This is a genomic window from Microbispora rosea (assembly GCF_900156315.1).
Classification (GTDB): Bacteria; Actinomycetota; Actinomycetes; order Streptosporangiales; family Streptosporangiaceae; genus Microbispora; species Microbispora rosea.
The window spans coordinates 91,811-112,773 of sequence record NZ_FTNI01000005.1; the positions used below are offsets into that span (position 1 = coordinate 91,811).

The 20,963-nt window shown below is 72.9% G+C and carries 18 protein-coding genes; 9 read left to right on the top strand and 9 right to left on the bottom strand.

Annotation, left to right across the window (positions count from 1 at the left end):
• Positions 1-34 precede the first annotated feature (34 nt).
• Both BXA11_RS09190 and BXA11_RS09195 read right to left on the bottom strand, forming a co-directional pair.
• Positions 35-1,987, bottom strand: a complete 1,953-nt coding sequence (locus BXA11_RS09190; RefSeq protein ID WP_143734164.1) for an HNH endonuclease signature motif containing protein — start codon at positions 1,985-1,987, stop codon at positions 35-37.
• A gap of 159 nt (positions 1,988-2,146) precedes the next feature.
• Positions 2,147-3,127 carry an aldo/keto reductase gene (locus tag BXA11_RS09195; RefSeq protein WP_076434129.1) on the bottom strand — a complete coding sequence of 327 codons (981 nt, stop codon included), beginning with the start codon at positions 3,125-3,127 and terminating at the stop codon, positions 2,147-2,149.
• Positions 3,128-3,190: 63 nt separating this feature from the next.
• On the opposite strand from BXA11_RS09195, the gene BXA11_RS09200 reads away from it, so the two are divergent.
• The 3 genes from BXA11_RS09200 to BXA11_RS09210 all read left to right on the top strand — a co-directional run bounded on the left by BXA11_RS09200 (position 3,191) and on the right by BXA11_RS09210 (position 6,557).
• Positions 3,191-4,183, top strand: coding sequence for an ArsR/SmtB family transcription factor (locus BXA11_RS09200; protein ID WP_076434130.1), 993 nt, complete (start codon positions 3,191-3,193; stop codon positions 4,181-4,183).
• Between the two features lie 19 nt (positions 4,184-4,202).
• Positions 4,203-4,781: a TetR/AcrR family transcriptional regulator gene (locus tag BXA11_RS09205; RefSeq protein ID WP_076434131.1), complete on the top strand. Its 579-nt coding sequence runs from the start codon at positions 4,203-4,205 to the stop codon at positions 4,779-4,781.
• A gap of 177 nt (positions 4,782-4,958) precedes the next feature.
• The gene (locus BXA11_RS09210; protein ID WP_076434132.1) at positions 4,959-6,557 is read left to right on the top strand and encodes a peptide chain release factor 3; all 1,599 of its coding nucleotides are present in this window, start codon (positions 4,959-4,961) and stop codon (positions 6,555-6,557) included.
• 24 nt (positions 6,558-6,581) lie between these two features.
• Here the strand turns inward: BXA11_RS09210 and BXA11_RS09215 are convergent, their stop codons facing one another.
• The gene (locus BXA11_RS09215) at positions 6,582-7,331 is read right to left on the bottom strand and encodes a nucleotidyltransferase domain-containing protein (RefSeq protein WP_076434133.1); all 750 of its coding nucleotides are present in this window, start codon (positions 7,329-7,331) and stop codon (positions 6,582-6,584) included.
• 207 nt (positions 7,332-7,538) lie between these two features.
• On the opposite strand from BXA11_RS09215, the gene BXA11_RS09220 reads away from it, so the two are divergent.
• Positions 7,539-8,501, top strand: coding sequence for an ankyrin repeat domain-containing protein (locus BXA11_RS09220; RefSeq protein WP_076434134.1), 963 nt, complete (start codon positions 7,539-7,541; stop codon positions 8,499-8,501).
• Here the strand turns inward: BXA11_RS09220 and BXA11_RS09225 are convergent.
• From BXA11_RS09225 to BXA11_RS09235, 3 genes are all read right to left on the bottom strand, one after another.
• Positions 8,485-9,771 carry a cytochrome P450 family protein gene (locus tag BXA11_RS09225; RefSeq protein WP_076434135.1) on the bottom strand — a complete coding sequence of 429 codons (1,287 nt, stop codon included), beginning with the start codon at positions 9,769-9,771 and terminating at the stop codon, positions 8,485-8,487. The genes BXA11_RS09220 and BXA11_RS09225 overlap by 17 nt on opposite strands.
• A 15-nt stretch (positions 9,772-9,786) precedes the next feature.
• On the bottom strand, positions 9,787-10,524 hold the full coding sequence (locus BXA11_RS09230) for a TetR/AcrR family transcriptional regulator (protein ID WP_076434136.1): 738 nt from the start codon (positions 10,522-10,524) through the stop codon (positions 9,787-9,789).
• Positions 10,525-10,630: 106 nt separating this feature from the next.
• Complete coding sequence (locus BXA11_RS09235) at positions 10,631-11,083, bottom strand: MarR family winged helix-turn-helix transcriptional regulator (protein WP_076434137.1); 453 nt, start codon at positions 11,081-11,083, stop codon at positions 10,631-10,633.
• On the opposite strand from BXA11_RS09235, the gene BXA11_RS09240 reads away from it, so the two are divergent.
• The 3 genes from BXA11_RS09240 to BXA11_RS09250 all read left to right on the top strand — a co-directional run bounded on the left by BXA11_RS09240 (position 11,084) and on the right by BXA11_RS09250 (position 14,674).
• The gene (locus BXA11_RS09240) at positions 11,084-12,190 is read left to right on the top strand and encodes a substrate-binding domain-containing protein (protein WP_076434138.1); all 1,107 of its coding nucleotides are present in this window, start codon (positions 11,084-11,086) and stop codon (positions 12,188-12,190) included. It begins immediately after the preceding gene.
• Between the two features lie 82 nt (positions 12,191-12,272).
• Positions 12,273-13,667: an APC family permease gene (locus BXA11_RS09245; RefSeq protein ID WP_076434139.1), complete on the top strand. Its 1,395-nt coding sequence runs from the start codon at positions 12,273-12,275 to the stop codon at positions 13,665-13,667.
• 5 nt (positions 13,668-13,672) lie between these two features.
• Positions 13,673-14,674, top strand: coding sequence for an acetamidase/formamidase family protein (locus BXA11_RS09250; RefSeq protein ID WP_239105326.1), 1,002 nt, complete (start codon positions 13,673-13,675; stop codon positions 14,672-14,674).
• Between the two features lie 15 nt (positions 14,675-14,689).
• Here the strand turns inward: BXA11_RS09250 and BXA11_RS09255 are convergent, their stop codons facing one another.
• Both BXA11_RS09255 and BXA11_RS09260 read right to left on the bottom strand, forming a co-directional pair.
• Complete coding sequence (locus BXA11_RS09255; protein ID WP_030507990.1) at positions 14,690-15,295, bottom strand: response regulator transcription factor; 606 nt, start codon at positions 15,293-15,295, stop codon at positions 14,690-14,692.
• A complete protein-coding gene (locus BXA11_RS09260) occupies positions 15,292-16,482 on the bottom strand; it encodes a sensor histidine kinase (protein WP_143734165.1) in 1,191 nt (396 codons plus the stop codon). The genes BXA11_RS09255 and BXA11_RS09260 overlap by 4 nt, the downstream gene beginning before the upstream one ends.
• Before the next feature lie 158 nt (positions 16,483-16,640).
• On the opposite strand from BXA11_RS09260, the gene polX reads away from it, so the two are divergent.
• Together polX and BXA11_RS09270 are read left to right on the top strand one after the other, a co-directional pair.
• On the top strand, positions 16,641-18,359 hold the full coding sequence (gene polX, locus BXA11_RS09265; RefSeq protein ID WP_076434309.1) for a DNA polymerase/3'-5' exonuclease PolX: 1,719 nt from the start codon (positions 16,641-16,643) through the stop codon (positions 18,357-18,359).
• A 10-nt stretch (positions 18,360-18,369) separates the two neighbouring features.
• On the top strand, positions 18,370-19,476 hold the full coding sequence (locus BXA11_RS09270; protein ID WP_076434142.1) for a class I tRNA ligase family protein: 1,107 nt from the start codon (positions 18,370-18,372) through the stop codon (positions 19,474-19,476).
• A gap of 28 nt (positions 19,477-19,504) precedes the next feature.
• Here BXA11_RS09270 and BXA11_RS09275 read toward each other — a convergent pair whose 3' ends face one another.
• On the bottom strand, positions 19,505-20,908 hold the full coding sequence (locus BXA11_RS09275; protein WP_076434143.1) for an MBL fold metallo-hydrolase: 1,404 nt from the start codon (positions 20,906-20,908) through the stop codon (positions 19,505-19,507).
• Between the last annotated feature and the right edge of the window lie 55 nt (positions 20,909-20,963).

Sequence of the window (20,963 nt, forward strand, 5' to 3'; positions counted from 1 at the left end):
GCCGACCTTGCGGCGTCCAGCAGCCGGTGCACGCTCACCTGGGCCGGGGCCGCTCGTAGGTGAAGGTCCAGCGGTCGGTGCCGGTTTGGCGGCGGGTGTAGTGGTGGGGGTGCTGGTAGCGGTCGCGGTTGTGGAATTGGCAGGCGGGTCCGAGGAGTTTCAGGTCGGTGAGGCCGCCGGTGCTCCAGTTGTCGGCGTGGTCGATCTGGCACATGGTGGCGGGGAGTGGGCAGCCGTCGATCCAGCAGGTGGCGTAGCGGGCGAAGACGGCCCTGCGTTGGGCAGGGGTGGCCAGGCGGACTTTGCGGCCCATGTCGAGCACTTGTCCCTGGGCGTCCATGACCAGCCGCATGAGGGTGCTGGTGCGGGCGAGGCGGTGCACGCTGGTGACGGGCAGCATCTGCCCGGTGGCCAGCAACAACCCCGGCACCGTCCCCAACTCCGTCCCCAGCAATGCCCCCGGCGGCGCCCCGAACAGCGCCCCCGGCGCCGTGCCGGACAGTGCCTCCGGCGGCTCTCCGGCCGATGCCGTGTCCTGCCCACGCGGGTACTCCCTCGCAGGCCGAGGCCCGGCGTGGATGTGATGTGCGGAGTTGTCCTCGGGAGGAGGATCGGGCCGGGCTGCTTGAGCGGGCGCTGTGCCGGAAGGTGCCGTGTTCGAGGGCGCTGTGGGCGGGGGTGCTGTGTTCGAGGGTGTTGTGTTCGAAGGCGCTGCGTGTGAAGGCCGGCCACCGTCAGCAGGCCATGCTGACCCGCGCCGCCTGGCGTGCGTTGCCCCGGTTTGTGCCCCGGCACGGTCGCGGTCTTCGCCCTTTACAGGCGGGGTGTCGTCGCCCTCGGCAGAGGCGGCGCTCGCGGTGTCACGCGGCTCGCACTCACCGGCCCGCCGCTCACCGGCCCGCCGCTCACCGGCCCGCCGCTCGTCGGGTCCGGGGTGGCGAGCCTCCTCATCGCGGGGACCGGTGGTGGCACGGTCGGCGCTTGCGGCAGGGGCATCGCTCTCCGCACCGGCGTCCGCCTCGGGGTCGGTGGGGAGGGATTCGGCGTTGACCAGGACGAGGAGTTCGGTGGCGATCTTCTGTTCCAGCAGGGCGATGAGGGCATCGGCCTGGCGCACGCTCAGTGGGCGGTCGTCGCCTTCCGCTCGGGGTTTGGCGTAGGCGTCCAGCAGGGCCCGTAGCCGGGCTGCCGCCTCACGCGGCAGGGAGAACTCCCCTTCCAGGCCGCCGCCCCGCCCGGGACGCACCCGAAGGAACCGCCGCCCGTACTCGGCCCGCTCATCACGGTCCTCCCCATCAGGGTCCAGCACCGCCCGCAGATAACGCCCGGCCTTGGCCACCTCCGCCGCGCCCGCCTTGCCCGCCAACTCCAGCAGGATCGGCTCGGCCACACCGGCATGCTCACCAGACAGGTTCGAGGTGGCGGCGCAGATCGCCTCCACCACCCCCGCCGCCAACTGCCCGGCGGCGAACTTCTCCCGCACCCGCGGCAGACGCGCCAGCTCCACCGCCAACGTCAGCAGACGGCCCGCACCGCCGACGCTCATCCCGGCGGCGGTACGCAGCCAGCTGCGGGTGGAGGCATGCCCATGCTGCTTGGCCCGCCCAGCGGCATGCACGCGCCCCACCCGATCGGCCAGCGCGCAGGTGATCCGGTCCCGCGCGAACAGCAAATCCTCCGCCTCAGAAAGGCAGACATCCGCATCCTCGGGAAGCGGCGTCAACGCCAACGCCTGCGCCGACTCCCGCAACGACCCCACCAGCACCCACGACGACCGGCCCCTGTCCCGAGCGGCACGGGGCGCGCCGTCGCTGGTGTTCGCGCTCGTGTGCTGCGGCGGGTCGAGGTCGGTGATCGGGAAGTGCGCGCGGGCGGACGAGCCGTCGGCAGACCACAACGGCGAGTCGGCGGTCAACCGGTCCCACCAGCCGTCGTCGGTGTTATTCGCACGATGAGGGCGATCAGGGTCCGGATCGAACAGATCCATCTCGCCCTCCTCAATCAATTCGAAAACTTGTTTCAATTCTTTCACCCCTCCTCCGCAGGGAGCAACTGACCGAGCTAATAAGTTGGAGTTGCAGGCGGGTGACGGTCGTCCGGCCGCCGCCCCCGCGTACGCGGCCGGATGAGACTCACGGGGTGGGGATCACCACGCCCATGCCTCGGGGCCGGGGCCGCCGTTGCCGACAGGCGGGAACAGCTCGTCCAGCCGAGTGAGGGTCTCGGCGGACAACTCGGTGCGCAGCGCCGTCAGCGGCAGGTCGAGCTGCCCCGGCGTACGCGGCCCGATGACCGGGGCGGTCACTCCGGGCCGCGACAGCAGCCAGGCGAGCGCGACCGTGGTGGGCTCCTCGCCGATGTCGGCGCAGAGCTTCTCGTAGCCCTCGATCGCCGTCCGGTGCGGCTCGACCCGTTCCGGGGCGTGCAGGACGCTGCGACCGGCCGCGCCTTCGCGCTGCTTGCGCAGCGCCCCGGACAGCGCGCCGAAGTGCAGCGGCGAGTAGGGCAGGATCCCGATCCCCAGCTCGCTCGCGGCGGGCAGCACCTCCAGCTCGACGTGCCGGGTGAGCAGGTTGTACTTGCACTGTTCGGAGACCAGGCCGAGGAAGTTCCTCCGGTCGGCCGCGGCCTGCGCGCGGGCGAGGTGCCAGCCGGCGAAATTGGACGACCCGGCGTACCGCACCTTGCCCTGGACCACCAGTGTCTCCATGGCCTGCCAGATCTCCTCCCACGGCGTGTCCCGCTGCACGTGGTGCATCTGGTAGAGGTCGATCCAGTCGGTCCGCAGGCGACGCAGCGACGCCTCACAGGCGGCGATGATGTGCCGGGCCGACAGTCCGCCGTCGTTCGGCCAGTCGGTCATCGGCGCGTACACCTTCGTGGCCAGCACGATCCGGTCCCGCTGGCCGGTCTTGCCGAACCACCGGCCGATGAACTGCTCGCTCAGGCCGTCGCCGGTCTCCCGGCCGTACATGTTCGCGGTGTCGACGAAGTTCACGCCGTCGGCGTGCGCCCGGTCGAGGATCGCATGGCTCTCGGCCTCGCCGATCTGCCAGCCGAAGTTCATGGTGCCGAGGCAGATCCGGCTGACGAGGAGACCGGTCCGCCCCAAACGGGTGTATTCCATGCGCCGACCGTAGGAACCGGGGGGCGCATCCCGTTAACCGTTCGAGCGTGCTCGAATGGACGGGTGATCCGGATCGAGTTCGCCCCCGCCGACCTGCTGCGGCTCAGGTTCGCGCACAGCCCGATGGCGGAGGTCGTGGCCAGTTGCCTCGCGTTGCGCTCCCGCTCGGCGCGCCTGGTCCCCGCGTCCTGGCGGGCTCGGGCCGAGCCGCTGCTGCGAGACTTGACCACGCTCCGTCCGCTGGTCCCGGGGCCCACCGGTTACGTGCCGGACTTCCTCACCCCGGCGCCGCCCATCACCCGCCCGACCCTGGAGCAGGAGCTGCGGGTGGTGGCCGCCACCCCGTTCGACCGGGCCGCGGCCGAGGTGGAACGGGCCTGGGCCGGGCACCGCGCGCCGCCGGAGGTCGAGCGCTTCTCGATCGACCCCGCGGGTGCGCTGGCCGTGACGGTGCGGGAGATCCGTCGCTACTTCTCGGCGGCGATCGCGCCGAGCTGGCCGCGGCTGCGCGCGCTGGCTGAAGGCGAGCTGACCCGCCGCGGGCTGCTCGCGGCGGAGCGGGGGCCGCGGGCGCTGCTCACGGACCTGCACCCGCGCCTCGACTGGGACGGCGGGGCGCTGCGGCTGGCGTACGACAAGGACGGAGAGTTCGGCCTGGACGGGCATCCGCTCACCCTGCTGCCGACCGGATTCACCGGCCCGCACGTGTACACGATGACCGACACACCGTCAGGGCGGGCCCTGTGGTACGCGCCGGGCGGCCACGGCCGGCTGTGGGACCCGCCGGTGCCGGTCGAGCCGCCGGAGGCGCTGGCCGCCCTGCTCGGCCCGACCCGCGCGGCCGTGCTCGTCCTGCTGGCCCGACCGTCCAGCACGGGAGAGGTGGCCGCCGCCCTCCGGCTGGCTCCGGCGACCGCCTCGCACCATCTGACCACGCTCAGGGACGCCGGGTTGGTGACCGGCGAACGGGACGGCCGGCGGCTGCGCTACCGGCGCACCGGCCTCGGCGAACAGCTCGTGGGGGAGGACCGGGCGCCGTTGGACAGAAGTATGTAGACCGGTCTAATGTCGCGGCGTGATCCGAAGGAACGACACGCGCGAGCGGGTCCTGCGCACGGCCGCCGGGCTCTTCCAGCGGCAGGGCTACAACGCCACCGGCCTCAACCAGGTGCTGGCGGAGAGCCGGGCGCCCAAGGGCTCGCTGTACTTCCACTTCCCCGACGGCAAGGAGCAACTGGCCGCCGAGGCGGTGGCGGTCGCGGGCGGCGAGCTCGGCGAGCGGATCGCCGCCGCGGTGGCCGCAGCCCCCGGTCCCGCCGAGGCCGTCGCCCGGATCGGCGACCTGCTCGCCCATAACCTGGAGGAGTCGGGATTCCAGGAGGGCTGCCCGGTGGCCACGGTCGCCCTGGAGGCCGCGGGCGACAGCGAACCCATCCGGTCGGCCTGTGACGAGGCGTACGCCTCCTGGCTGGGTGGCCTGGCCGACTGTCTGCACGGGCACGGCGTGGACGAGGCCGAGGCCGAGGCGCTCGCCGACCTGGTGCTGTCCTCGCTGCAGGGAGCCCTCCTGCTCGCCCGCGTGCGCCGCGACACCGCCGTCATCCACTCGGTCGCGCGACGGATCGGCGGCATGGTCGCCGGCGCCGCCGGGTGAGAGGGTTCCGAGGCACCCGGACGGCGCGGCCTTCGCTGCCGCGTGCGCCCGCCGATTCGGGGTGGAGCGTCCGGCGCGGTAACCTCAACCGTCCTCATGCTGTTTGGGAGCACGGATGGCCTGCACGCACGACCGCACCACGACGACCCGCGCCCGCGCCGACAGGGGGCTGCGGCGATGAGCACCGCCACGAGTGAGGCGGCCAGGCGCCGCACGTTCGCGGTGATCAGCCACCCGGACGCCGGAAAGTCCACGATGACCGAGGCGCTCGCCCTGCACGCCTCGGCGATCACCCAGGCGGGAGCCGTGCACGGCAAGGCCGGCCGGCGGGGCGTGACGTCCGACTGGATGGAGATGGAGCGGGCCCGCGGCATCTCCATCACCTCGGCCGCGCTGCGCTTCGACTACCGCGGCCACGTGTTCAACCTGGTGGACACTCCCGGCCACGCGGACTTCTCCGAGGACACCTACCGCGTGCTGGCCGCGGTCGACTGCGCGGTCATGCTGCTCGACGCGGCCAAGGGCATGGAGCCGCAGACCATGAAGCTGTTCGAGGTCTGCCGCCACCGCCGCATCCCCGTCATCACGTTCGTGAACAAGTGGGACCGGCCGGGCCGCGAGCCGCTGGAACTGCTCGACGAGATCGAGGAGCGTACGGGCCTGCGTCCCACCCCGGTCACCTGGCCGATCGGCGGGGCCGGGAACTTCCACGGCGTGGTCGACCGGCTGCGGGGCCGCGCGGTCCGCTACACCCGCACCCCCGGCGGCGCCACCAAGGCGCTGGAGACCGAGCTGACCCCCGAGCAGGCCGCCGCCGAGCTCGGGGCCGACTGGGAACGCGCGGGGGAGGAGGCCGACCTGCTCGCCGCCATCGGCGCCGAGCACGACCAGAAGGCGTTCGAGGCGCACGAGTCCACGCCCGTGCTGTTCGGCGCGGCGCTGTCCAACTTCGGCGTGGCCCGGCTGCTGGACGTGCTCGTCGACCTCGCTCCCGCCCCGGCGCCCCGGCCCGACGCCGAGGGCGCGGTCCGGCCGCTGGACGCGCCGTTCTCCGGCCTGGTCTTCAAGGTGCAGGCGAACATGGACCCCGCCCACCGCGACCGCATCGCGTTCGTCCGGGTCTGCTCCGGCCGGTTCGAGCGGGGCATGGTGCTCACCCACGCCGCCACCGGCCGCCCCTTCGCCACCAAGTACGCCCAGTCGGTGTTCGGCCAGGAGCGCGCCACCATCGACGAGGCGTACCCGGGAGACGTGGTCGGGCTGGTGAACGCCACGGCCCTGCGGCCCGGGGACACCCTCTACGAGGGGAAGCCGGTGGAGTTCCCGCCCATCCCCAGCTTCGCCCCCGAGCACTTCGCGGTGGCCCGGTCCCGGAGCACCGCCAAGGCCAAGCAGTTCCGCCGCGGCATCGACCAGCTCGATGGCGAGGGCGTGATCCAGGTGCTCCGCTCCGACCTGCGCGGCGACCAGGCCCCCGTGCTCGCGGCGGTCGGGCCCATGCAGTTCGAGGTCGTGGAGCAACGCCTGGCCACCGAGTTCGGCGCGGAGATCGTCCTCGACCGGCTGGAGTACAGCCTCGCCCTCCGCACCGACGCCGAGTCCGCGGAGGTGCTGCGGCGCCAGCGTGGCGCGGAGGTGCTGACCCGCAGCCGCGACCAGGCGCTGCTCGCCGTGTTCGCCGACCAGTGGCGCATGCGCTCCATCCAGCGTGAGCACGAGGGTCTGACCCTCGAACCGCTGATCGCCGGTCAGGGCCTTCCCGGCGCGACGGGCTGATCCGCCGTACCCGCCGGAGCCGAATCACACCGCCGCCCCAAACAGGGCCTCCGCCTCGGCGACGGCGTGGGTGAGGGCGTGCGGGTCGGGGCGTAGCGCTGCCACGATCGTGTCGACGTCGCGCAGGCCGGCCCGCTCCAGCAGCCGCTTCTCGTTGGTGACCCATTCACCGCGGGCCGCGAGGACCGCGTGGGCCGTCTGCATGGCGGCGGTGGCGAGGGCGCCGGCGACTTCGGCGGCCAGACCGCGCGCGGCGTAGGCGGACCCGGCGTACCGGAGGGTCATGGCCGCCCGGTCGCGCCACATGGGCGGGGCCGACCTTCGCAGGGGCTCGGGGTAGCCGGGCCGCGGCAGGGCGCCGCGCAGGACCCGGTTGACGGCCAGCTCCGCCACCACCAGATAGCTGGGGATGCCCGCGAGGTGGAACATCAGCGGCTCCCAGTGGAAGCGGCCCTGCTCGGCCTCGGCGAGCTCGTGCTCGACGACGTCGAGGTCCCGGTAGTGCACGTCGGCGTGGTGGCCGTCGATGGTCAGCCACGCGCCGCCGTTGAAGACGCCGCCGCCCCAGCCGCCGATCTCGGAGATCTCGCCCTCCCAGCCGACGGCACGCAGGTCGGCCGGGTCGAAGGGGCCGCGGTAGTAGAGGGCGAAGTCCCAGTCGCTGCCGTGGGTGTGGGTGCCCTGCACGCGGGAGCCGCCCAGAGCGACGGCCCGGACGCCCGGCAGGGCGGCGAGGCGGTCGGCGACGTGATCGAGGAACGCCTGATCGGTCATGGAACATGCCGTTTCTCGTGAGGCCCAGAAGGATACGCGGCACCGAGACCGGAGCATTGCTCCAACGGCCTCGTCCGGACGGGAAACCCACGTCGTCACTTCACGGACCCCAAATCTTACCTGTCGACCGGCGTCCCACCCCTGGCGGGCCCGACGGCCTCCAGGCATTATCGGATCTTCATCCGGCTGTGCGTGAGTGGGGAAGCTGTGAGCAGAAGGACCGAGCATCTGGCCGCGCGGGGGCTCGACCCCGAGAGCATCCGGAGCCGGCTTGAGGGTGGCGGCGACCAGGGGTATCCGCGCACGCTGGACGACGACCTGCACGAGGCCGCCTATGAGGGCGTCGCGGAGGCGATCGAGGTGCTCGTCGCGCACGGCGCCGACGTGGAGTCGTCCGGCGTGTGGGAGACACCGCTGTGGACCGCGGTCTGCTGGGGACACCGGGACGCGACCGCCGCGCTGCTGCGGGCCGGCGCGGACCCCTGGCGGCCGGTCGTCGCTGGCCGCTCCGCCGCGGACATCGCGCTGACCGGGCCGCTGGCCGACCTGTTCGCCGCCCTGCCTGGCGCTCCCGCCAGGGACGTCGGCCTGCTGCGCCGGCAGGCGGAAGCGGACGCCCTCGTCGCAGCGTACGACTCCTGGGAGACCTACTGCGGCGAGGGCGACGGCTTCGCGTTCGTCGCGGGCATCGACGAGGATTCGGCCATCCACCGGCTCGGCCTGGACCCCGCCGGCTGCCCGCTCGTGGACGAGGACGAGTACATGGACGTCGGCCCGTCCCTCGGCGCTGCCGCGCTATGGCTGGGGCGGCCGCCGGGAAGCGCCGGTGTCGTGGTCTACAGCGCCATCAGCTTCGACCCCGGAGCCGACGAGCTGTGGGGTCCACTCAGCTCGCCGGGCCCGGCCGTCAGCATCGTCACCAACATGATCGTGGACACCACGATCGAGGTCTGGCGCGACGGCGCCGAGATCCGCTACCTCCAGTCGTCGCAGCGGCCCGAGGCCGACATGCTTCCCGAGGAGTGGTTGTGCCGCTTCTACGACCACTCAACCGCCTCACCCGGCGGTCTCGCCCGCGGGCTGGCCCTCGCCGCCCTGCTGACCGGCGTCGAGGTGACCGAGGACTGGCTGTTCCACGCCCCCAAACGCCTCGTCATCCTGCCTGAATGAGCTGACCGCCCTCCCCCAGGCGTACGGGAAGGCAGGCGAGGCGCCAGGAGAAGGGGAGGAACTGCCGGTCGAGGTCCCGCGGCGCGAGGGCCAGTTCGAGCCCGGGACAGCGGCGCAGCAGGGCGCCGAAGGCCACCTCGCCCTCCTGCCGGGCGAGGGCCGCGCCCAGGCAGTAGTGCAGGCCGTGGCCGAAGCCGACGTGGACCTCCTTGTGCCCGTCGGGCTCCCGGGTGATGTCCAGACGGTCGGGGTCGTCGAAGCGCCGGGGGTCGTAGTTCGCCGAGACCAGCACCGCCATCACCGGCTCGCCCCGGCGCACGGTCATGCCGTCGAACTCGACGTCCTCGGCGGCGTACCGGATGCGGGTGCCCTGGACGGGCCCGCACCAGCGCATCAGCTCGTGCACGGCGCGCGGCAGCAGTGCCGGGTCGGCCCGCAGCGCGGCGAGCTGGTCCGGGTGGGTCAGCAGGGCGGCGGTGCCGTTGCCGATGAGATGGGCCGTGGTCTCGTGCCCGGCGAGGACGAGCGTGAGGACCATGGTGACCATCTCGGTGTCGGTCAGCCGGTCGCCGTCCTCGTCGTGGGCGCGGATCAGGCCGGTCAGCAGGTCGTCGGCCGGCTCGGCCCGGCGGCGGGCGATGAGCTCCCGGATGTAGGTCACCATGTGCCGCAGCGGCTCGGCCATCGCTCCCGGCTGGAGCGAGACCAGGCTCCTGCCCCACTCCCGCCACAGCGGTCGGTCCTCCTCGGGGATGCCGACCAGCTCGCAGATGACGGTGATCGGCAGGGGATAGGCGAAGTGCTCGATCAGGTCGGCGACGCCGTCCTCGGCGTGGCCGGGCAGCCGGTCGAGGAGGTCCTCGGCGATCTCCTCCACCCGGGGCCGCAGCTCGGCCACACGGCGGGCGGTGAAGGCGCGCGAGACCAGCCGGCGCAGCCGGAGGTGGTCGTCGCCGTCGGAGTCGAGGACGCTGTCCAGGATGTACGGGGCGTACTCGCGAGGAATGCCCCGCGCCTCGATGAGCTGCTCGCGGATGTTGTGCACGTTCGCCCCCGGCACGTTCGCCGGGTTGTTGACGAACCGGCGGTCGCTCAGCACGGTCTTGACGTCGTCGTACCGCGTGACGAGCCAGACCGGGGAGTCCAGGCCGGGGAAGGAACCGCGCACCATCGGGGCCTGCTCCCGCAGGCGCGCGTAGCCCCCGAACGGATCGCGCACCAGGTCCGCGTCGAACAGGTTGACGGGTCCTGCCGTGCTGGAAGTGCTCATGCCTGCCTCCACGTGTCAGGTGCGTCTGTGCCGCTGGATCTCCTGGTTGAGCCGGTCCAGCAGGCGCTGGTAGATCTCGTTCACTCGCGGCGCCGCCGCCCGGACGCTCTCGGACCGTCCTGGAAGCTCGAAGGCCGAGCGGACGACATGGGCGATCATGTCCGCGTTGTCGTCGAGGGCGGGCACGGTGGACGGCGACAGAGGCTCGATCGTGACGAAGCCGGTCAGGATCGACTCGTACGCGTGGACCTGGAGTGCCGGGGACTGCTCGGTGCGGACCAGGCCGTGCTCGCGCAGCACCTCGACGTGCGCCAGGAGCGCGCGGTCGCGCACGTCGAGCAGGCCGGGCAGGTTCTCGGCGGCGCTCCTGCTCAGCGTGCCGAGGGTGTCGCCGTCGCCGAGGAGCGTCGCCCGGAAGACCGGCTCCTCGTGCATCCACAGGTACACCGACCTGGCCACGCTGCTGAGCAGGACCGCGGCGGGATCGGCGCGCACGCCGAGAGTGAAGCGCTCGATGATGCGCGCCTCGGCGCGGATCAGCACCGCGAGGAAGAGGAGCTCCTTCGTGCTGAAATGCAGGTAGACGGTGCCCTTGCCGACACCCGCCCGCCGGGCCACGTCCTCGACCGTGACGCGCGGGTATCCCCAGGACACCAGGAGTTCGCCCGCGGCGTCGAGGATGCGCTCGGCCCGCCGCTCGCGGTCCCGCCGGGTGGAGGCGGGTTCCGCCGGTCGGGAGTCGAGATCCGTCATCGCGCCCCCTCCGCCGCGGCCGTGACCGAGATGACGATTCCGGTCACGCAGTCGAACGTACGCCGCGAAAGGCGGCCGGGCAAGGCTGAATCCCGCCCGCCCCGGCTCAGGCCTCCAGGGAGGCCAGCAGCGACTCCAGGTCGCGCATCAGCCGCTCGGTGCGGGCCGGGCCGTACGCCGCGAGGATCGACCGCTGATGCTCGGCGATGCCCGCCTCCAGGCGGGCGAGCAGATCGCGGCCCCGGTCGGCGAGGAAGACCGCGACCTTGCGGCGGTCGGCCGGGTCGTGCCCCCGGTAGACCACCGCGCGTTCAACCAGGCGGTCCACCGCCTTGGTCAGCGTGGGGTGGGGCATCAGCGCGGCCTCGGCCAGGTCGCCCATCGAGTGCCCGCGCCCGTCCGCGAGCGCCTGCAGGATGCGCCACTGCTCGATGGTCACGTCCTCGGAGGCCAGCACGGCGGCCAGCCCGCGATTGACGCCGCGCTCGGCGCGGCTCAGCAGATAGGCGAGCGACGACCCGAGGCCGGTCACCTGTTCGACGGGGGGATACTCGTGCATGTGGCCGATCCTGTCACAGTCGTCATCGACTCCTATGAGGCCCATCTGCTGCCCGCGGACACGCTCCGCGTCGCACTGGTGGTGCCGGTCTCCGGCGTGCTCGGCCTGCTCGGGCCGGGAGCGATCAACTGTGCCGTGCTCGCCGCGCGGGAGGTCAACGCCGCCGGGGGTGTGCTGGGCAGGCCGGTCGAACTCGTGCTCGTGGACGGGGGCCGCGGCCCGGCCGCGGTCGCCTCGGAGGTGCGGGGCCTGGTGCGCTCCGGCGTCGTCGAGGCGGTGGTCGGCACCCACGCCAGCGACGTGCGCGTCGCGGTCGAACAGGAGCTGGGCGGCGCGGCCCCCTTCGTCTACACCCCGCCGTACGAGGGCGGCGCCCGCCGTCCGGGCGTGTACTACCTCGGCGAGCCCGCCTCGCTGCAGGTCGCCCCGGCGATCGACTGGCTGGTCGGGCACCGGCGGGCCCGGCGCTGGTTCCTGCTCGGCAACGACTACGTCTGGCCGCGCCTGGTGCACGCCGCGGCCCGCGGCCACCTGCGCGCCCGGTCCGCGACGGTCGTGGGGGAGCGGCTCGTCCCGCCGGGGACCGCCGCGACGGACCGGCTGCTGGCGGAGGTGGCCGCGGCGCGGCCGGACGCCGTGCTGCTCACCCTCATCGGCAGCGACCTGATCGAGTTCAACCGGGCCTTCGCCACCAGCGGCCTCGGGTGCGCGCGGCTGTGCGGCGCGCTGGAGGAGCACGGGCTGCTCGCCGCCGGCGGCGACACGACCGGTGGGCTCTACGCCGCGATGGGGTACTTCGGCGGCATCGCCACCGACGCCAACCTCTCCCTGGCCGAGCGCTACACGGCGATGTTCGGCCCGGATGCGCCGCTGCTGAACGGGCACGGGCACGGCTGCTACGAGGGCGTGCTCATGCTGGCGGCGCTGGCACGGCGCGCGGGCACGCTGGCGGTGCCCGCCGTCGAGGCGGTCGCCGACGGCACGATGATCGTCTCCGGACGCGGCCCGCTCACGCTGGTCGCCGGCCGGGTGCGCCAGCGGGTGTACCTCGCCCGGGCCGACGGGCTGGACTTCGAGGTCGTCACGCCGCTGATGTCCCCGATGTAAAACTTCCATCGGAAATCTTTTCGTTTTCAAGGATTGCCCCTATCGTACGGCTCTGCCCCCGTGTGCGTTTAGGAGCGGATCCATGTCCTCCCCACAGTCAACGGCGCCCGGCGTCGAGCGCTTCGGTTACCAGCAGGAGCTGCGGCGCTCGCTCGGCTTCGCCGACCTGCTCATCTACGGTTTGATCTTCATGGTGCCGATCGCGCCGTTCGGCATCTTCGGCAGCGTCTTCAAGTCGTCCGGCGGGATGGTGGCGCTCGCCTACGTGATCGGCATGGTCGCGATGGCGTTCACCGCCCTGTCGTACGCCCAGATGGCGCGCGCGTTCCCGATGGCGGGCTCGGTCTACACGTACGCGGGCCGGGGCATCGCCGCCCCGGTCGGCTTCCTCGCGGGCTGGGTGATCCTGCTCGACTACGTGCTGGTTCCGGCGCTGCTGTACCTCGTGGCGAGCTCGGCCATGACGTCGTTCGTGCCCGGCGTTCCGATCTGGGTGTGGCTGATCGCCTTCATCGTGCTCAACACGGTGGTCAACTACCTCGGCATCGAGATGACCGCCCGAATGAACAAGATCATGCTGGTCGCCGAGCTGATCGTGCTGGCGATCTTCCTGGTCGTCGGGATCGTCGCTCTGGCGCAGGGCAAGGGCCACGGCGCCGCGCTCAGCCCGCTGTTCGACTCCTCCACGTTCTCCTGGCCGCTGGCGTTCGGAGCCGTGTCCGTGGCGGTGCTGTCGTTCCTCGGGTTCGACGGCATCTCGATGCTCGCCGAGGAGAGCCGCGAGAGCACCCGGCGCCTGGGCCGCTCGATGGTCTTCGCCCTCGTCCTGGCCGGCGCGCTGTTCGTCGTGCAGACCTGGGTGGCGGCGCTGCTCGCCCCCAACCGCGCCGATCTCCTCGCGCACGGCGGCGACAACGCGTTCTACGACATCGCGGAGTACGCCGGGGGCCACTGGCTGGGCGTGCTGACGGCTGTCGCCACGGCCGTCGCCTGGGGATTCGCGAACTCCCTCGTCGCCCAGGCGGCCACCTCCCGCCTGCTGTTCGCGATGGCCCGCGACCGCCAGCTCCCGGCGTTCCTCGGCAAGGTGCACCCCAAGCACAAGGTGCCGGTCAACGCCACGTTCCTGGTGGCCGGGGTGTCCCTGGTCCTCGGCCTGTACATGAGCTCGCGCGACGACGGCATCACGCTGCTCGGCACGCTGGTCAACTTCGGCGCGATGACCGCGTTCCTCGCCCTGCACGTCTCGGTCGTCGTCCACTACGTCGTCCGCAACCGCAGCCGTGACTGGTGGCGGCACCTCGTGGCCCCCGCGATCGGCTTCCTGATCCTGCTCTACGTCGTGATCAACGCCAGCATCGCCGCCCAGGTGCTCGGCTTCGTCTGGCTGGCCATCGGCGTTGTCATCCTCGCCGGCTCCTACATGATGGGCCGGCGCCCCACCCTGTCCGCCGTCACCCCGGAGGCCAACGAGTGAACATCGTGTCCTACCGTCCCCGTCCCGACGACCTCGCGTACACCTTCGGCGGCCGTCCGGCCGTCGAGTCCGTCGCGCCCGGCGCGGTGCTGGAGCTGTACACCGAGGACTGCTTCGGCGGCCGGGTGCGCGGCCCCGGCGACCTTCCGTCGCAGGTCTGCGAGTTCCCGTATCTGAATCCGGTCACCGGCCCGTTCCACGTCGAGGGGGCCGAGCCCGGCGACACCCTGGCCCTCCACTTCGTCTCCATCGAGCCCGCCCGCGACTGGGCGGTCTCCACGACGTTCCCGCACTTCGGCGCGCTGACGAGCACGCACACCACCGCCACGCTCCAGCCGCCGCTGGAGGAGGCCGTGTGGATGTACGAGGTGGACGCCGCGCGGCGGACCGTTCGCTATCGCGCCCGGCGGGGCGACTTCGCCGTCGAGATGCCGCTCGACCCGATGCACGGGACCGTGGGCGTCGCCCCGGCCGCCGCCGAGGCGCGGATGACCATCACCCCGGACGCCCACGGCGGCAACATGGACACGCCCGAGCTGCGCGCCGGGGTCACCGTCTACCTGGGCGTCAACGTGCCGGGCGCGTTGTTCGCGATCGGCGACGGCCACTGCCGCCAGGGCCACGGCGAGGTCTGCGGCACGGCCGTCGAGGCCGCGATGAACACCGTCGTCGCCGTCGAGCTGATCAAGGGCGCCGTCACGCCGTGGCCCCGGCTGGAGGACGACCGCCACATCATGTCGACCGGCTCGGCCCGGCCGCTGGAGGACGCCTACCGCATCAGCCAGCACGACCTCGTCACCTGGACCGCCTCCCTCACCGGCCTCGACGAACTGGACGCCTACCAGCTCGTCAGCCAGGGCGGGGAGGCCCCGGTCGGCAACGTCTGCGACACCAACTACACGATGGTGGCCAAGCTGCCCAAGGCGTACCTGAACGGCCCGGACGTGTACGGCTCCGCGCACGCGCGCCTGCGCGCCCTCGGCGAGGAGTACCTGTCCACCCGCTGAGGGGTCGTCGAGGGGTCACAGCCAGCCGTTGTGGCGGGCGACCCGGACGGCCTCCATGCGGTTGCGGGTGCCGGTCTTGGTGATGCACGCGGACAGGTGGTTGCGTACGGTGCTCTCCGACAGGTAGAGGCGGCGGGAGATGTCGGCGGCGGCCGAGCCGTCCGCGGCGGCGGCGAGCACCTCGCGCTCGCGCGGCGTCAGGGGGTTCGGCCCGGCGCTGAGGGCGGCCGTGGCCAGGGCGGGATCGACCACGACCTCGCCCGCGAGCACGCGCCTGATCGCCTGGGCCAGTTCGCCGACGGGCCGGTCCTTGACCACGAAGCCCCGGGCGCCCGCGTCGAGCGCCCGGCGCAGATAACCGGGCCGTCCGAACGTCGTGACGATGACCACCACGCACTCCGGAAGGGCGGCCCGCAGGTCCGCGGCCGCGTCGAGACCGCTGCCGCCGGGCATCTCGATGTCGAGCAGGGCCACGTCGGGCTTGACCCGCAGCGCGGTGGGAACGATCTCGCCCGCCGCCGAGACCTGCGCGACGACCTCGAAGTCGTCCTCCAGGTCGAGCAGCACGGTGAGCGCGTCGCGCATCATCGTCTGGTCCTCGGCGATCAGCACACGGGTCACAGGCCGTCCTTCCGGTCGTCGTCATCGTCCACGCCCGCGTGCGGGATCTCGGCGGTGAGGACGAACCCCCGCGGCCCGCGGACGGCGGTCAGGCGCCCGCCCGCGGCGGTCAGGCGCTCGCGCAGCCCGCGCAGGCCGCTGCCGTCCTCCTCGCCGGTCACAGCGCCGGTCCCGTCGTCGCCGATCTCCACCAGCACCGGGTCGCGGTCGCGGCGCAGCGTGATGACGCAGCGCCGGGCACCGGAGTGCCGCACGACGTTCGTGACCCCCTCCCGGACGACCCAGCTCAGCAGCATGTCGGTCTCCCGCGACAGCGCGGGCCCCGACTCTTTCACCACGCAGTCGACGCCGGCCGAGGCCAGGGCCGCCCTGGCGCTGTCGAGCTCGGAGGCGAGGCTCGCGTCCCGGTAACCCGTGACCGCCTCACGCACCTCGGTCAGCGCCTGCCGCCCGATGGCCTCGATGTCCGCGGCGTGCCGCATGGCCGCCTCCGTGTCGCGGGGGGCCAGCCGCCGTACGGCCTCGGCCTTGACGACCACCATCGAGAGCGTGTGGCCGAGCAGGTCGTGCAGGTCACGGGAGAAGCGCAGGCGCTCGGCCGAGACGGCGGCGACGGCGAGCGCCTCCCGGGTCCGGCCGAGCTCCTCGATCACCTCGCCCATCCGGCGGAAGCCGTACGTCGTGATCCCGGCGAGGAAGGTGGTCAGCGCGGCGCCCCACAGCGCTTCGCCGAACGAGCCGTGCACAGGGACGATTGTGGCCAGCACGGCCGTGACGGCGACGAGCGGGGGCGCCGCACGGACCGGGAGCACGAGCGCCACGGCCACGGCGAGCAGAGAGAACAGCGTCTGCCATCCGTCCGTCCTGTAGGCCAGGGCCGCCGTGACCGTGACCGCCGCGAGCAGCGCGACGAACGCCACCGTCAGGGGCCGTACGCCCGGGCGATCCCGTCGGGCGGTCAGCACGGTCCCCACGAACGACAGCCCTGCGGCGGCGACCAGGGACCAGGCGGGCCAGGCCGGCACCGCCGACGCCGCGGTCGCGGCCGGCGCGATCAGCAGCAGGACGGTCAGCCCGAACGCCGGGGCGAGCAACCGGCCAGGCAGCCGCACGGGCCGCGGCAGGGAAGGGCGCGGCGGGGCAGACTCGGGTTCGCGCTCCTCCGCCCGCTCCGCCGCTTCCGTCATGGCCGCCATTATGGTCAACTTCCGGCCCGGGAGGGCAGGGCGGGATGTCGCCTTGAGAGCAGTACGAATCACCCGGGTCTTCGGTCACACCGGGCCGGGACCTCCGCACCTGGAGGGGGATCCGGGGCTCGTCGCAGGCTGGCCTGGGGGTGCCTGTGATGAGACGCTGCAACGAGGACGTCGCCGGGCTGCTGCAGGAGTACGCCGACCTGATCGCGATCACCGGGGGAGACGCGTTCAAGGTGCGGGTCTACGAGAAGGCGGCCCGGTCGGTCGGCGGGTACGGCCACGAGATCGACGGCATGGACGCGGCGGCCCTGCGGGCGATCCCGAACGTCGGCGCGTCGATCGCCGCGAAGATCGACGAATACCTGCGGACCGGGTCGATCCACCAGCTGGAGGAGCTGCGGACGAAGATCCCCGCCGGGGTGCGCCTGCTGACCACGATCCCCACGCTCGGGCCGAAGAAGGCCATGGTCCTGTATCACGAGCGGGGCGTCGACTCGATCGAGAAGCTGGAGGACGCCATCCACGCCGGGGCCCTGGAGGGGCTGCACGGCTTCGGGACGAAGACCGAGGAGAACCTGCTCCACGGCATCGAGGTGATGCGCAAGACCGGCAGCCGGGTGCACATCGGGATCGCGATGGCGGTCGCCGAGGAGATCGTCCCCGCGCTGCAGGCCGTGCCGGGCTGCGAGCGGTGCGCGTACGCCGGGTCGCTGCGGCGGATGAAGGACACGATCGGCGACGTGGACGTCCTGGCCACGGCCGAGGATCCGGCCGCTCTGATGGCGGCCTTCACCACACTGCCGTACGTCACCGAGGTGATCGCGCACGGCGAGACGAAGAGTTCGGTCCGCACGGCCGCGGGGCTCCAGGTCGACCTGCGGGTGGTGCCGGGGGACTCCTGGGGAGCCGCGCTGCAGTACTTCACCGGCTCCAAGGCGCACAACATCCGCACCCGCGAGATCGCCGTGCACCGGAAGCTGAAGCTGTCGGAGTACGGCGTGTTCGACGTGGCGACCGGCGAGAAGATCACCTCGGCGGACGAGGCCGAGGTGTACGGCATGCTCGGCCTGCCGTGGATCGAGCCGGCGCTGCGCGAGGACACCGGGGAGATCGAGGCCGCGCTGGCCGGGGGGCTGCCCACGGTGGTGACCCTGGCCGACATCCGCGGCGACCTGCACACCCACACCGACCTGACCGACGGGCTCGCGCCGCTGGAGGAGATGGTCGAGGCGGCCGCGGCGCGCGGCTACGCCTACTACGCGGTGACCGACCACGCGCCCGACCTCTTCATGCAGCGGATGACCGACGAGAAGGCGCTGGACCAGCGCGAACGGCTCCGCCGCCTCGGCGCGGCCCGCCACGGCATGACGCTGCTGCACGGGTGCGAGCTCAACATCGGCCCGGAGGGCGAGGTCGACTGGCCGCCGGAGTTCCTGGCCGGGTTCGACCTGTGCGTGGCCTCGGTGCACTCGCACTTCACCCAGCCGCCCGAGGAGATGACCCGGCGGCTGATCCGGGCCTGCGAGAACCCGTACGTGAAGATCATCGGCCATCCGACGGCGCGGATCATCGGCAGGCGGGAGCCGGTGGACGCCGACTGGCCGAGGGTGTTCGACGCCTGTGTGCGCACCGGGACGGCGCTGGAGATCGACTCCTTCCCCGACCGGCTCGACCTGCCCTCGGGCCTCGTCCGGCGGGCCGCCGACCGGGGCGTGCTGTTCTCGATCGACAGCGACGCGCACGCCGTGCCGCACCTCGATGTCATGCGGTACGGCGTCGGCACCGCGCAGCGCGGCTGGCTCACCCCCGACCGGGTAATCAACACGTGGCCACTGGATCGGCTGCGGGAGTTCCTCCGCCTGGGATGAAGGGGGTTGCATGCTGACGATCGGCACGACGCCGCTGCCCGTGGTGGGCCGCGCCCGGATGTACGTGTGCGGGATCACGCCCTACGACACGACCCATCTCGGCCATGCGAGGACGTTCGTGTGGGCCGACGTGGCGGTGCGGGTGCTGCGGCACGCGGGCGTGCCCGTCGAGGTGTGCCGCAACGTCACCGACGTGGACGACGTGCTGACCTCGGCGGCGCGCCGGGCCGGCAGCCCCTACGACAGCTTCGCCGCCGTGCAGCAGTTCTACTTCGACAGGGACATGGCCGCGCTGCACGTGCACCCCGTGACGTACGAGCCGCGGGCGCACACCTATGTGCCGCAGGTCGTGGCGCTCGCCCGCGCGCTGCTGGAGCTGGGCCACGCGTACGAGCGGGAGGGCGCGGTGTACTTCCGGGGCGCGGGCGTGCGCGAGCGGGCCGGGCTCGACGCCGAGGAGGCGGCCCGCCTGCTGGCGGAGTTCGGCGACGACCCCGTTTCCGGCGGGGCCGGCCCGCGCAGGGACGACCCGGCGGACGTCGCGGTCTGGCGGCCGTCGGCGAAGGGAGAGCCGGGCTGGCCGAGCGAGTGGGGCGACGGGCGGCCGGGCTGGCACGCCGAGTGCGCCGCCATGGCGCTGACGACGTTCGGCCCGGCTCTCGACCTGCACGCGGGCGGCGCCGACCTGCGCTTCCCGCACCACGCCTACGAGGCCGCGATGGCCGAGGCGGTGACCGGAGTGCGGCCGTTCGCCCGCGCCTGGCTCCACGTGGGGGTGGTCCGCGTGGACGGCGCCAAGATGGCCAAGTCGGCGGGCAACCTCGTCTTCACCGCCGACCTCCTGCGGCACCACCCCGTCGGCGCCGTGCGCCTGCTGCTCCTCGGCCACCCGTGGGCGGCCGACTGGGACTACCGCCCCGGCGGCCTGGACAAGGCCGCGGCCCGGCTGGAACGGCTGCATGCGGCGGCCGGGCGGCCCGCGGCCTCGGCGGCGGGGGAGCGGGCGGCGGTGCGCGCGCTGCTGGACGACCTGGACGTCGCGACCGCCCTGGCGATCGCCGAGGCGGAGGGCGGGCAGGCCGCCCGCACCGTGATCGCGCTGCTGGCCCTCCGCTGACGACGGCCCATCGGGCGGCATTGCATGATCACGGATGGTTCCGTGCCAGGTCGACGCCGCTGTCTGCGACAAATTGCAAGATCACGGTGCTGGGGTCGTAGGCGTCGTGCACGGCCACCACGTCCCGCCCGGCGGCGGCCAGGATCGAGGCGGCGATGGACGCCCGGTAGCCGCTCGCGCAGTGCGTCCACACCTCGCCGCCGGGCACCTCGTCCAGCCGCGCGGGCAGCTCGTGCAGCGGGATGTGGATCGCGCCGGGGACGTGCGACTCGCGCCACTCCACCGCACGGCGCACGTCCAGGACCACGATCGGGCGGTGGCGCCGCACGGCCGCCATGTCGGCGAACGTCGCCGTCGGCATGGACGCGGGCTTGTCGTCGCCGGTCCATTCCGCGGGCCCTCCCGTGGCGGCAGCGGCCGGGCGGTCGATGCCGACCCGCGCCAGCTCGCGCTGCGCCTGCGCGATGTCCCCGGGTGTCTCGCCCAGCAGGGTCACCGGTATCCGCGGCGTTCCCGACGAGCTCCACGGGATGAGCCAGCCCAGGTAGACGGCGAGGTTGCCGTCCAGCCCGAAGTTGAGCGCCCCGGCCAGGTGCCCCGCCGCGAACGCCGTACGGGACCGCAGGTCCACGACCCACTCGCCGGCCCGCAGGCGGCGGCGCAGCTCGGCGGCGTCCGCGCGGCGCGGCGCGGACAGGTCCGGCGCGTCCGGCCCGGCCAGGTTGAGCGGGGCCATGTGCGCGTAGTACGCCGGGTAGACGTCCAGCCCGGCCAGCAGCGACTCCGCGTACTCGTCCTCGCTCCGGGTCAGGACCGGGTTGACCCGCAGCTCCCTGCCGATCGTCGACTCGGCGACGTCCGACTGGGTGGCCGAGCAGAAGCTGCCGAACCCGTGGGTGGGGAAGACGTCGGTTTCGGCCGCGAGCTCGCGGGCCAGCCGGTGCGCCGAGGCGTACTGGGCGCGCACCAGGGCGCCGGTGTGCTCGGGGCCGAGCAGGTCGGGCCGCCCGGTCGTGCCGTGCAGCAGCGAACCTCCGGTGAACACGGCGGGCGGCCGGTCCTGGGACTCCAGCACGTACGACAGGTGGGTGAAGGTGTGGCCGGGGGTGGCGACGGCCCGCAGGCGCATGCGCGGGCCGGCCTCGACCACGTCCCCGTCCTCGGTCGGGCTCCGGTCGAACTCCACGGGGTCGGCCGCGTTGACGTGGTAGTCCGCGCCGGTGGCCGCGGCCAGGGCGGGCCCGCCGGTCACGTAGTCGTTGTGCACGTGGGTCTCGAAGACGTGGCGGATCTCGACGCCGCGCCGTTCGGCCAGGCGGAGCATCCGGTCGATGTCCCGCTGCGGGTCCACCACGAAGGCGACCTCCCCGTCGGTGACGAGGTAGCTTCGGTCGCCCAGGGAGGGGGTTTCGACTGGGATGATTTCGATCATTCAGGTCCCTCCTCGTGCTCGTGAGGCACCCGTACCCAGGGAAAAGGACTTCACC